The following is a 12776-nucleotide window of genomic DNA, read 5'->3' on the forward strand; positions in this document are numbered from 1 at the left end:
TATTTTGTTTGCTTAATAGCATTCGTGTTAATTATGATTCAATCATCTTAAAAGCATATAACACCATCAAGAAAACAGTAATTAATAACCAATTAATAATTGCTATTTAATATACTCAATTTTAAATCATTCATCCGACCAATGATCATTTCCGCTGATTTATTCAGTTTAGATTTAACTTATTTCGTAACAATTATATTTTATTACTCCCCCACAGGGGTGATTTAGCATGAGACAACTTTCTCATTCTGAAAGTTCAACAGGTAATTAAATAAAAACAACTGCAAAGGAATATCACAATGCAAAGAAAAGTACTGGCCCTGATGATTCCGGCTCTGTTAATGGCTGGCGCAACTCATGCAGCAGAGATTTATAATAAAGACGGTAACAAATTAGATCTGTATGGAAAAGTAGATGGTCTGCACTATTTCTCCGACGATAAAGGTGCTGACGGCGATCAAACCTACCTGCGTCTGGGCTTCAAGGGTGAAACGCAGATCAACGATATGATGACCGGCTACGCGCAGTGGGAATACAACATTCAGGCTAATAATACGGAAGGGTCTGATAATCAGTCCTGGACGCGTCTTGCCTTCGCTGGTGTAAAGGTGGGTGACTACGGCTCCTTCGATTACGGTCGTAACTACGGCGTGCTGTACGACGTGGAAGGCTGGACCGATATGCTGCCTGAGTTCGGCGGAGACTCCTACTCTAAAGCCGACAACTTTATGACCAGCCGCGCCAACGGTGTGGCAACCTACCGTAACACCGACTTCTATGGTCTGGTGCAGGGCCTGAACTTTGCGCTGCAGTATCAGGGCAAGAATGAAGACGCCAGCAACAACCAGGAAGGCACCAACAACGGTCGCGACACGCGTCACGAGAACGGCGACGGCTTCGGTATCTCTACCACCTATGACTTCGGCATGGGCATTACTGCAGGTGCGGCGTACACCTCTTCAGACCGCACCAACGAACAGGTCATGAATACCACAGCGGGCGGTGACAAAGCGGATGCGTGGACTGCGGGTCTGAAATATGACGCCAATAACATCTATCTGGCGGCAATGTACTCTGAAACCCGCAATATGACCCCGTATGGTGATAAAACCGATTCCGTTGCGAATAAAACCCAGAACTTTGAAGTGACCGCCCAGTACCAGTTCGACTTTGGCCTGCGTCCGTCCCTTTCCTACCTGCAGTCGAAAGGGAAGGACCTGGGCAACGGTCAGGGCGATCGGGATCTGGTTAAATACGCTGACGTAGGCGCGACCTATTACTTCAATAAAAACATGTCCACCTACGTTGATTACAAAATTAACCTGTTGGATGAAGATGACAGCTTCTACAAAAACAACGGCATCGGCACGGATGACGTCGTAGCGTTAGGTCTGGTTTACCAGTTCTGATTGTCAGAGCCCGCACCATGGTGCGGGCTCGCTTGTATTTGAAGTTCGTCACAAAAGATAGTTTCAGAAAGGGATTGGTTGAGGGAAAGTTGAAAGAAAGCTGGTTAGACTACGGAGATAGCCCTTTTGTCATTAAGGATAACAGCGTTGTTTGGTCGTGTATCTCTTGCCGTCCTTACCCTTTTAGCATTGGTGTGGATGGCGTTAATTTTTGATTTTGGTGATATTGTCGGGCATCTCGGCGCGCTGTTAAACCATCTGGATGGCAGTTGACCGTTTCCCTGGAAACAAAAAGCCACCAGCTGTGCCGGTGGCGGATATACGCATAGGTCGCGTTATTTTTTCACAGGTTGAGGCTTTTTATCGCCTGATTCAGGGGCCTCACGCGGATCGTCTTTTTCAACACAAAGCATAGTTTCTCCTGTATCAGATAACCATTCTCCACTATAGCCAGGCTGATTAAAGAGTGGCCAGGCGGCAATCATGCCTGCTGTTCACCTTTCTTGCGAAAAGTGAGATAGCCAAATACGCCACTTTCTCCATCCATGGGATGGTTAACCCCGTCCATCACCTTCACCTCAGGAAAATCAAATGGTGAAACGTTTTCAAAACAGGCGACATTCACGCCATATTCGTTTGGGTTAGAACGCCGCTGATGGAACGTGTAAATCCCGCACACCGAGCAGAAGAAATGCCGTGCCGTTCCCGTGTTAAAGCGGTACTCGGTGAGCTTATCCTCACCTTTGGTCACCGTAATCCCCGACAGCGGCGCAGAAACGACGACAGCGCCTCGCATTCGACAAAAGGAACAGCTGCAGCGCCGCGCGGTGTTGAGGCCATCAGTAAGTTCAACGGTGAATGCCACCGCGCCACAGTGGCACTTCGCATTTCGTCTTTCAGCCATGGGCTATACCCCTTTTCTCACGAGCTCGGCCGCTTTAACGAAAACCTCGTCTTCTACACCATCGCCTTTTTGCCTGCCGAGTCTGACCAGTTCATCCACTATACTGTTGCGATGGATCGGTTTTTGCGCTGAAACCAGCCCAATAACGGCGGCCCCAATCGCCAGCCCCACTAATCCGGTTTGTTCATCTTTGTTTTTCATATTCATGCTCCTGGTACAACAAACAAGGGTAGCAGGAATATGGTAAAACGGAATGCCAGACACATGATCTGTGAATAATATTTAAACAGTTCAAACAGGTACGACTTCTAAAATCGACAGATACGAACGGGTGTCTATTATTTTGTTTAGCTTCAGACGAGTCTTTTCAAACAAGGTCTGATACTCAGACTCTGTTCTTGCACGTCCTCCATCAAAGCTTGTTAACAAAAGAAGATCAATTTCAAATCGTCCCTGTTCATTATTTTCTTTTTTAATAAGTGGCTCAAAAATTAATAGCCTGGAGTTTTCTTTCATAGCATTTCTGCAGCATTGAAGTATCTGAATGGCCTTTTCATCAGGCCAGTCCATTAAAATGTATTTAAGTAGATAAATGTCTGCTACAGGACAGGCTTCAAAAAAACTGCCCTCTACGGTCTCCCATCGGCGATGATCATTCAACAGATACAGTCGATTCCGCTCAAGCACGTCTGTTTGATCAAAAAGGATCCCCGTCAGGGTCGGGTTTCGACGTAAAACGGCTAGCAATAAATTACCCAGCCCACCGGCGATATCGGCAACGACAGCGCTTTGAGGGAACGAATAGCTATCTGCGATGACTTCATTCTCCACGGATGACATAGAGGCCATACCGGCATGAAAAATGTTGCTGTCAGCCCCACTATCGTCATGCTGCCAGTATTCGTAAAAAGGCTTGCCAAACAATTGATTAAAGACAGGTTTGCCTTGCAATATCTCATCCATTTTTGCCGCTGGCTGCCAGAATGTCTGGTCTGTCAGCATGAGCACAGCTGCACGCAAGGAAAATTCATGCTCAGAACAGAGCAATTGTGCTGATTGGCTAAGGCTGTATTCGGCGTCAGATAATTCGTTGAAAACCCCACGTGAGGACAATAAACGCATGATTCGATGAAGATAGTCAGCGTGGACATTCAACTCCTTCGCCAGTTGCTTAACGGATTTTTTTCCTTCAACCAGACGATCTGCGACCCCTAATACCGCGACAGCCCGAAGTGCTGCCTGCCAGACAAAACCCATGCTTTGCTCTAATAAACACATTCCTTCTTTACGGCTTAGTAAATCCAGACTATTACGTTGTGACATTTTCTGCTCCTTACCAATAAAGATGTGTTGAACAACTAAAAAGTTGCTAACAAGCGTAAGTCTGGCAGTGAGCTTTATCCATAATTTCAGAAAGGTTTACTTATGCTGCTTCGTATTGGTTTGCATACAGTACATTTAAACACGTAAAAAAACAGGGCCACTTACCCTTCATTTTGATTAGTAATGCGCAGAAACTATTACTTTATAAATGATTGTCTTACATCCAAAAAATCCTGTGAAAACACAGGCATTCTCTGTTTAGAATCTCGGCGTCAGCCCATACTTTGGCGTTTTGATATTTGCAGCCCAAACTTTGATATTGTTTTGCAACAGAATAGTGAAATCTGCTTTTAAATGCGTCACCATTCCATTGACGCTGTCCGCATCAACCACAGAAAAATGTTCAATTCTATTTTGCCCTACCTCAACACAATAATATTTTGCGGGCAGCTCCTTACCATTAACATTTAGCGACTGGTTGTTTTCACCACAACGGCCTTCAGTAATAAATGACACCAGCAAGTTAGCGGATTTCCTCCCTGGCTGAGAAACACTCACCATGACAGGGAAACCTTCCGAGGTCTGTGTCATATCATAAAGGACGGCATTTTTCATATACCAGGTATTATATTCCCGCTCCTGAAAAGCAGACCAGGAAGGCGCAGAAAAGACCACCAGCACTGCCAGTATAAGAGATTCTATTTTCATGGGATGTTGTCGTCCGTTTTGTTGCACGTATTATTCAGATTGTGCAAAAAACAGCAACCCCTTAAGAAAAGCCCTACTACTATTGGCAGTAACGGAGGGATTAATACAAAGAAGAATAAGAAGATAAATGGTAAACCACCGCCATCATGGCGATGCTGACCACGACGCTGATGAAAAAGTACGTTTTGAAAGGCTGCTTTTGGGTTTTATGGCGAAAGAGCTGTTGCCCCACAATGGCGCCAGGCCAGCCACCTGTTACGCCAAATACCAGCAAAGTAGCTTCCGGCACCCTGCGCATCCCTTTCCGCGCCGCCATTTTATCGGCGCCATACATGACTATTGTCAGCAGATTGATCAGCAGAAACCAGATTACCAACGGATTCGGAGTCAACAGGCTAGCAATAGCAGCGAAAATCAGCAGTACATAGCAAAAGCGATTGAGAGTCATTGTTCTGGTCACAGGCTGTTAAACGGTTTTCGACGGCATATGATACCCAAAACAGGTAAAGTTTACTTCTTTAAAACAGGGTGAATGCCTGGCGCTTGACTGATTAACATTTAAACTGTATTAATCAGTCAAGCATCCTTTCATTATAATCGTGCAGTTTACATATTTTTCTTAAAAAAATATTCTGAAACGGCTCACTGCAAAAACACATTGTGCGTGCATCCCTTTAACAAAATAAAAACGAATGCAGTGGCTGTTTAAAAAGACTGGTAAGAAATATTGATGAAGATCAATTTATAAAACAAGCAGATAATTTTTAGCCGCGTCGTGTCATGCCCAGCGTTTAGCATTACAGTTGAACACAATTAATTTGACCAGATGGTCAATGAATAACAAAATATCACCGTAGTTAAAAAAATAATATCTGCATTCCTTTAGGGGGGTGATGTCCCCCCATTTTTCCGATGTGATAAACCTCATTCCACCATTATCTTCACTTTTGGTTTCGACAGAAGGACTTTTACCAGTTCCTTAAACGGCGTGGGTTTGTAGAAGAAGAAACCTTGTAAGAACTTGATGTGGTTATGGGTGAGATAATCAAGTTGCTCTTGTGTTTCAACACCTTCCGCCACAATACTGATTGATAATTTTTTTGCCAGTTCCAGTACCGAATCCAGTATAACGGTTGAGTCCTCACTGGCATTAACCCTGGCAACAAAGCTTTGGTCGATTTTAATGTAATCGATATGCAGATCCTGCAGGTAGGACAGACCAGAATACCCCGTACCAAAATCATCAAGAGCAATGGCAAATCCAATCTCATGTAGCGCATTGAGGGTCTTAACGAGATGGTCATCGATATCGAGAGGTTCACGCTCGGTCACCTCAATGACCAGGTTAAGATCCTGTCGAGTAAAGCTTTGCTTGTAATGGAGACACTCTTCAACGAAGGTGGACGCAACGATATGGGACGCGCTGAAGTTAATACCGACGTGGAACCCTTCTGGCAGCAACGTAGAGATCGAATTCATATGCGATGCAACCTGACGCATTAAGCTCTGAGTTAAGGGAATGATTAAGCCTGATTTCTCCGCGAGAGGAATAAATGAAGCCGGAGAAATAAACCCTGACTGTGGATGCTTCCATCTGGCCAGCACTTCCACACCTCGTAGCCCCCCCTCTTTGCCGCTGACAACGGGCTGGTAATACGGAATAATTTCATTTCTGTATATGGCGGTACGCAGTGACTCTTCCGGTGAAACATCCTTAGAAAGATATCGCTGAAGAATATAAGCAGAAAGAGACGATATTATCAGCAGAAATAACACTACGCCTCCGGCTCGATTGAGTAATCTCTTAAGACTAAAAAGAGGTGGAGAATTAAATTGTACCGAGAAAGGAAAAGCTGAGGCCTTGACCGTTAATACCTCTTTCTTCGTATGGTCTACCGTAGTCACATCGCCTGTCAGGCCTAAAAGGGTATTGCCTACTCTTAGAGAATATTCAACGCCGTTTAATGGCATATCCAGCGCATCCCGGATATGGCTATCACTGATACTAACGATGATTCGGCTTCCGGCGTGGGTTGTCTGGTATAAGAGAACCGGAAGACCGTTGACGGTACTCCCCGAAGGAACCAGGAGCAATGATGACTCAGGCAGCACTGAGCTATTGACCAACAATACGCGGTTTCCCGGTAATGAGGAGCACCAGACCGCGTTATTTTTCAGAATAATGATCGTTCTCAGGTGAGGCTGTAATGCTGCCTCGGTACCCAGCCGATATTGCCCTTCTGCATCACACTCATTCTCGGCAAGTTGCATTGCCATCTGAGTCGCATGACGGGCTTCTTTAAGAATAACGTTCATGTTCCGTACGACGTAGCGCGCCTCTGCCAGGCTGTCAGCACGTGCAGAATACCAAACCTGTAAATTGATGATAAAAACGCCGAGCAAAAACATTGTCGTGGCTGCAGCTAAGGGAATAGATGCATGGCGCATTTAGGGTTCTCGATTTGAGTAAAGTTGCCGCTTCAGCGATCCTGAAGTGATTGAATTATCTTCGTCTTAAGCATGGTTGATAAAGAAATAAATACCATATCAGGCGTCAGAAATTTTCTCGCAAGCCAGATGGAGGGTAAACAAAAGGCCACCGAACGGCAGCCCTGGTGGATAAGTGTTTATTAGTACCGCTTTATTGTATTGATCGGGGTTCTTTCTGACCAGTCAGGTCGCTCGCCAGCCATGATTGCACGCTGTTGCGTTGGCGTCACAGACTGCGTTATTTCTGGCATTGACTTGTATTCGGGTTGCTTAGGTGGATTGAGAACCAGTTCGGAGCTACAGCCTGATATCAGCAAAACCGCCAGTAGGTATGAATTAAGCTTGAACACGTTAAACCCTTCCAATGGGATAAAGTTTTTAGAAAAGCGTGGTGCTGGTTGCATCCCGGTGACTCGTTACTCATATACAAAGCCACGCGCGTGGCTGCAGACAGCAGATTCACCACACAGATAACCCCATAAGGTTATATTTACTCGGGTAATACACGCAACGCTTTGTTTTCGTACCCACCAGAGCAAAAAGGTGGAAGGAAAGCCGACTACGCTTCTAATATCGAGGGGGTTTATGCTAAAAACGCTACTTCGTTTCTTTTGGTCAAGTGTTAAGAAGGAGTTTGAATGGTTAAGGTTGAGGAATTAAAAACGAAGTACCCAGGCGCAGCGGCCTGGCAAATGGGTGACAGCCCGGAACTGGCGAGCAAGCTTGCAGACCTGATTAAAAAAGGAATCAAAACGGCCACCTGCGGATCTTTTGCCTCGTACTCGCAGGATGTGTCTGCACCGCGGGTGGGTAGCTACAACATAATCCTTGATGGACAAAACGTCCCGGTCTGTGTGATCAGGCTGGTTTCACAGCGGCTGGTGCGTTTTTGCGATGTTACTGAAGAATTCGCTCGCAAAGAGGGTGAAGGTGATTTAAGCCTTGAATACTGGCAGAAAGAGCATCAGCGATTTTTCGTCTGCGAAGGCCATTTTTCTGAAGATATGGAACTGATCGCAGAAGAATTTGAATTGGTTGATGTGCTGTAAGCGGAGATTAAGTGGCCAGGATAGTACCTTCGCTGAATTCGTTCCGGTAAAAGACAACGTAAGTTCTCCTCGCGCTGGTCCTCATGGGAGCATCAAAACCTGCGATTTGTTTTTATGCCCAGGATGCACAGGGGCACACAGAAAGCCTGCTACGCTTTTCGCGTATCGGCTCCGGATTTAATGAGCTGTAAAACGTGCTGGTATTCGTCGCCGGAATCCGTACCATACGCGGCATACAATGTTTGCCCCTGCTGGCTCCGAAGGTAGTACTCAATGCAAGAGAATCAAGAGATTAACAAAAAAGAGCAATACAACCTCAATAAGCTACGCTGATTTTGCCAACTCATTGATATCATTTATTTTATCATTTTATTCAATTAGTTATAGCATAATAACTTCTCCCTAAAGCTACCCAGAACTACATTTTTTGTGCCCTTTTTTTGCCCCTATTTCGCATTTTTGCCCCTAAATTTGCCCCTAACTTTAGCCAGTGCGCCTCCCTTCTTCTCCCTGCCCTATACTTTAGATGTGACATCTGTTTCGAGGTTTCTATGTGTGGACGTTTTGCACAAGCTCAAACGCGTGAAGAATATCTGGCTTACCTGGCCGATGAAGCCGATCGCGACATCGCATACGACCCTGAGCCTATTGGACGTTACAACGTGGCGCCAGGTACCAAAGTTCTGTTGCTGAGCGAACGTGACGACCAACTGCACCTTGATCCTGTTTGCTGGGGTTATGCGCCCGGGTGGTGGGATAAACCGCCATTGATTAACGCTCGCGTCGAAACCGCGGCCGCAAGTCGAATGTTTAAATCTCTGTGGCAACATGGCCGGGCAATCTGCTTTGCTGATGGCTGGTTCGAATGGAAAAAGGAAGGAGACAAGAAACAGCCTTACTTCATTCATCGGGCCGACGGGCAGCCGATATTCATGGCAGCGATCGGCAGCACACCGTTCGAACGCGGCGATGAAGCAGAAGGTTTTCTGATAGTGACGTCTGCAGCTGATAAAGGCCTGGTTGATATTCACGACCGTCGGCCACTTGTTCTGTCACCAGAAGCGGCGCGCGAATGGATGCGACAGAATATAGGCGGGAAAGAAGCTGAAGAGATTGTCGCCTACGGCGCTGAGCCATCAGAGAAGTTTACCTGGCACGCTGTTACGCGAGCAGTGGGTAATGTGAAGAACCAGGGGCCGGATATGATATTAAACTTTCATCACTTGTGAGTAACTTACTTAATGAGGTTATTTCTGATATTATGATAAGGTTTAAGTTTATCTTTCAGCCAAAACATGGATGGAATAATGGAAAAATCACAGTATACCTACGCTGCAAGACTCATTAATCTTTTGCAAAAAAAAAGGGATGGATTAATTCTTTTTGATGGGAGGTGGGGTTCAGGAAAAACGTATTTTTTTAAGAATTACTTCAAAAACCTTTATGACACAAAAACCCTCTTCTACATTTCGCTAATGGGCGTAAAATCTCTTGAGGAATTTAAATCAAAACTCATTGAATCGTACCACCTTAGGAATTCTAAAGATTTAAAAACGACACTGGAATCAATCTCTGGCATTTTAAGCGTTGCATCAGGGACACCTGCCAGTGCCAATGTAATCAATGGAATATTCAATGCAATAGGCTCAAGCATAAGAGAGAATATATTATCTACTTTAGATGGATTGTTTGTGCTTGATGATATCGAGCGCATCAACGATTCCAACACCAGATCGGAAATATTAAACTACTGCCATTCACTCTACACTTCCAGTGACAGCCATGCCATTGATTTTATAATCATCACAAATACCAACAAAGAATCTCAAATTGAAATAGCAAACAAAGAGAAAATAATATCAGATAATATCTTATATATCCCTACCATTCATGATATTCTCTCAATTAATGTAATAGAAGATAACTTATCAAGAATTCCAGAACAGGATAGACATGATTTTTCTGATTTATTAAAGCGACACTCTGTAATCAACATTAGATTAATACAACGCATCATCGACAAAATGCTGCCTTTATATGAATATAGTGCCGCGCATCCTAATCTGAATTGGAAACTTCCATCAACAGAGCTACTAAACTCAATTTTTAGTTTTTTCATTCTTCACTATAGCCATGAGGTAACATTAGAAGATATTGAGAATTCATCGTATTTTAGAAGTGCAAACATATCGACAGATACACCTCATTTAATAAAAGAACTTTGGAATGGTTTGAATTCGTACAGAATTCCTAATATCGCAAAACAATATTATCTTGGATACATATCACCATTAGATTTTTTTGAGCATGTTTTCTCACAACACACAATGCTGACCGCTCGACAAATTATCGAAAGTAATTACCCTCAGCAATATAATACAAATGAGAAAGATTTTAATGAATATATATACGCTATAGTATCCCGAAAAGTTCACACTGATTTAAATCACTGGCTTCAAGTTTTAACCACTTATAAAAGATTAAGTCAAGGAAGCTATGTTCTTTCCTACAAGCAATTCACACCCGATTATATCGTAGCCAAATCCGATGAGTTCTCCATAGAAGAAATAAAATGTTATTATATTGAAACCCAAGGCGTTTCATATATCGAGGATGTTAATCCTGGTTCTGAACCTTCAGAACAACCACTACGTCAAATTTATTCAAGATTTGTGAAGTATAGACATAACGTAATAATTAACAAAATCCATACCTTATTAATACAAGAAGGATGGAGCAAGTTTGATATCACACTACTAAAAAAATTAAAGCCACAGGGTCTTTACCAATCAATTGAGCTATTAGGTGCTGATTTTTTAACAACTTGTATTTTACGGAACTGGACCCCTAACGATATTCTTTCATTTAACGCTTACTTAGTTGATTTGTATAATTTTAGCAACATTCAAGATTATTTAAGCGGTGAAAAAACACATTTAATTGACATAAAAAATAAAATGAATTTATATTTAGCATTTCCTAAGGCAACTTTCAAATATGGGGCCATCAAAGAGCTTGGTAATACAATCAATGACATTGTTGTTAGGTTAAGCATTAAAAAACTTAATAATGATGAATTATAACATTTCTTAAGCCGCTTAAAGTTCGCGCATCATTTAACTTACTATTAACAAGTCTTTATATCTTGTGGTATACCGCGGGGAAAGCATTTCCCGCTTCATCTGCCACTGCTGCTGTATGCCCTGCCCGGCAAAGTAGAGCGTGCCTTTTCCATCTTTAGCGTTCAGGTGATCAAGCACCTCCATCAACTTTTCGCTTCCGGCCCGCGGCGCGTTCTCATCGAACAGGTTGAGCTGGGCCACCCCCTGGCTGAAGAAGTCACCCAACATTATTCCGGCTTTCTGATACCGGTGACCATCCTTCCAGATTTTGTCCAGGCACTTTACCGCAGCGTTAATGATGTCGCGGGAATCCTGAGTGGGGGTGAGAAGTTTCATAGACGCACTATTACCATAATACGACTCATTAAGCGCAAAGGGAGAGGTCTTAACGAAAGCCGATATAAAACGGCAATACTGGTGCTCGCCACGTAGTTTTTCAGCGCCACGCGCCGCATAGCTGCAAATAGCCTGGCGCATCTGCTCATATTCTGTGACGCGTTCACCGAACGACCTGCTACAGACAATTTCCTGCTTTGCTGGTGCAAACTCTTCCAGAGCGAGGCATGGTTCGCCACGCAGCTCCCGGACCGTTCGCTCGAGTACCACGTTAAAGTGTTTACGAATAATCCAGGTACTTTGTTCTGATAAGTCCAGAGCCGTTTTAATACCCATGGCGTTAAGCTTCTTACTGATGCGGCGGCCAACGCCCCATACGTCCTCAACCGGCACAATAGACAACAACCGACGCTGGCGATCGATATTGGACAAATCAACCACTCCGCCCGTCTGCCTCTGCCATTTCTTGGCGGCGTGGTTTGCGAGCTTGGCCAGTGTCTTTGTCTGCGCGATGCCAACCCCGACAGTCAGGTGCGTACGCTTCAGAACCGTAGCGCGGATCTCTTTGCCAAATTCCGTCAGGTCCCGGCAGTTGCGAACGCCAGTCAAATCGCAAAAAGCTTCATCGATACTGTAAATTTCGACGCGGGGGCTCATTTCCTCCAGCGTCGTCATTACCCGGTTCGACATATCAGCGTAAAGCTCGTAATTGCTGCTGAAGCAAACAACGCCAGCGCGCCGGAAAAGCTCCTTTTGCTTGAAAAATGGCTCCCCCATGGTGATTCCAGCCGCCTTGGCCTCGGCGCTGCGCGCGATTACGCAGCCGTCATTGTTCGAAAGAACAACCACTGGCCGCCCTTTCAAATCGGGACGAAACACCGTCTCGCATGATGCGTAGAACGAATTCACGTCACAGAGCGCAAACATACTCAGCTCGCCGATTTGACGATGAAAGTAACAACGCCGAAAACGTCCAGCGTATCTTCGCTGCCTACAACAATCGGACTGTAGGCGCTATTCATTGGGATGAGTTGGACTGTCGGGCGTAACTGCAGGCGTTTAACAGTAAATTCCCCTTCCACCGCGGCGATGACAATGTCACCATGCTCAGCAGTGCGTGAGCTGTCCACCACCAGCAGATCACCGTCGCTGATCCCGGCTTCGATCATTGAATCACCCGCGGCTTTGACGAAGTATGTGGAACTCGGGTGAGCAACAAGTAACTCATTGAGATCGATGCGCTGTTCCACGTAATCAGCCGCGGGGCTTGGGAAACCACATTGTACTAAGTCACTGAAAAGCGGGAGAGTGATAATTTCTCGCAGTTCTGCAGGCCTGATAAATTCCATGTTGCACACCTCAAAAACTGTTTTTATATACAGTAGTTTTATTTGTAAGTGTCCGCAAGCTACAGGCCCTATCGTCACTGTTTAAA

At 44.7% G+C, this 12776-nt stretch carries 14 protein-coding genes; 5 read left to right on the forward strand and 9 right to left on the reverse strand.

Features of this window, described 5'->3' with window-relative positions; translation table 11 throughout:
• Window positions 1–299 precede the first annotated feature (299 nt).
• A complete protein-coding gene (ompC, locus tag ELK40_RS12215) occupies window positions 300–1409 on the forward strand; it encodes a porin OmpC (RefSeq protein ID WP_127731094.1) in 1110 nt (369 codons plus the stop codon).
• Window positions 1410–1556: 147 nt separating this feature from the next.
• Window positions 1557–1682: a hypothetical protein gene (locus tag ELK40_RS22975; protein ID WP_258525023.1), complete on the forward strand. Its 126-nt coding sequence runs from the start codon at window positions 1557–1559 to the stop codon at window positions 1680–1682.
• 62 nt (window positions 1683–1744) lie between these two features.
• Here ELK40_RS22975 and ELK40_RS22865 read toward each other — a convergent pair whose 3' ends face one another.
• From ELK40_RS22865 to ELK40_RS12245, 7 genes are all read right to left on the reverse strand, one after another.
• Window positions 1745–1822 carry a hypothetical protein gene (locus ELK40_RS22865; protein ID WP_223239581.1) on the reverse strand — a complete coding sequence of 26 codons (78 nt, stop codon included), beginning with the start codon at window positions 1820–1822 and terminating at the stop codon, window positions 1745–1747.
• Between the two features lie 68 nt (window positions 1823–1890).
• Entirely contained in the window at window positions 1891–2313 is a 423-nt protein-coding gene (locus tag ELK40_RS12220) for a GFA family protein (protein WP_127731096.1), read from the reverse strand.
• A 3-nt stretch (window positions 2314–2316) separates the two neighbouring features.
• Window positions 2317–2514: a hypothetical protein gene (locus tag ELK40_RS12225; RefSeq protein ID WP_023312007.1), complete on the reverse strand. Its 198-nt coding sequence runs from the start codon at window positions 2512–2514 to the stop codon at window positions 2317–2319.
• Between the two features lie 90 nt (window positions 2515–2604).
• Window positions 2605–3636: a methyltransferase gene (locus ELK40_RS12230; RefSeq protein ID WP_127731098.1), complete on the reverse strand. Its 1032-nt coding sequence runs from the start codon at window positions 3634–3636 to the stop codon at window positions 2605–2607.
• 258 nt (window positions 3637–3894) lie between these two features.
• Window positions 3895–4344, reverse strand: a complete 450-nt coding sequence (locus ELK40_RS12235) for a hypothetical protein (protein ID WP_127731100.1) — start codon at window positions 4342–4344, stop codon at window positions 3895–3897.
• Window positions 4345–4444: 100 nt separating this feature from the next.
• Window positions 4445–4792, reverse strand: a complete 348-nt coding sequence (locus tag ELK40_RS12240; protein ID WP_127731102.1) for a DUF1294 domain-containing protein — start codon at window positions 4790–4792, stop codon at window positions 4445–4447.
• 476 nt (window positions 4793–5268) lie between these two features.
• A complete protein-coding gene (locus tag ELK40_RS12245) occupies window positions 5269–6792 on the reverse strand; it encodes a cyclic diguanylate phosphodiesterase (protein WP_127731104.1) in 1524 nt (507 codons plus the stop codon).
• Between the two features lie 680 nt (window positions 6793–7472).
• Between ELK40_RS12245 and ELK40_RS12250 the strand changes: the two genes are divergently transcribed.
• From ELK40_RS12250 to ELK40_RS12260, 3 genes are all read left to right on the forward strand, one after another.
• Window positions 7473–7883, forward strand: a complete 411-nt coding sequence (locus tag ELK40_RS12250; protein ID WP_127731106.1) for an ASCH domain-containing protein — start codon at window positions 7473–7475, stop codon at window positions 7881–7883.
• 551 nt (window positions 7884–8434) lie between these two features.
• Window positions 8435–9112, forward strand: coding sequence for an SOS response-associated peptidase (locus ELK40_RS12255; protein WP_127731108.1), 678 nt, complete (start codon window positions 8435–8437; stop codon window positions 9110–9112).
• Between the two features lie 78 nt (window positions 9113–9190).
• Complete coding sequence (locus tag ELK40_RS12260; RefSeq protein WP_164850624.1) at window positions 9191–10966, forward strand: AAA family ATPase; 1776 nt, start codon at window positions 9191–9193, stop codon at window positions 10964–10966.
• Window positions 10967–10999: 33 nt separating this feature from the next.
• Here ELK40_RS12260 and ELK40_RS12265 read toward each other — a convergent pair whose 3' ends face one another.
• Both ELK40_RS12265 and ELK40_RS12270 read right to left on the reverse strand, forming a co-directional pair.
• Complete coding sequence (locus ELK40_RS12265; RefSeq protein ID WP_127731112.1) at window positions 11000–12268, reverse strand: Y-family DNA polymerase; 1269 nt, start codon at window positions 12266–12268, stop codon at window positions 11000–11002.
• A gap of 2 nt (window positions 12269–12270) precedes the next feature.
• Entirely contained in the window at window positions 12271–12690 is a 420-nt protein-coding gene (locus ELK40_RS12270) for a translesion error-prone DNA polymerase V autoproteolytic subunit (protein WP_045336357.1), read from the reverse strand.
• Window positions 12691–12776: the final 86 nt, after the last annotated feature.

Source organism: Enterobacter sp. N18-03635 (assembly GCF_004006055.1).
In the GTDB taxonomy this organism is placed as follows: domain Bacteria; phylum Pseudomonadota; class Gammaproteobacteria; order Enterobacterales; family Enterobacteriaceae; genus Enterobacter; species Enterobacter vonholyi.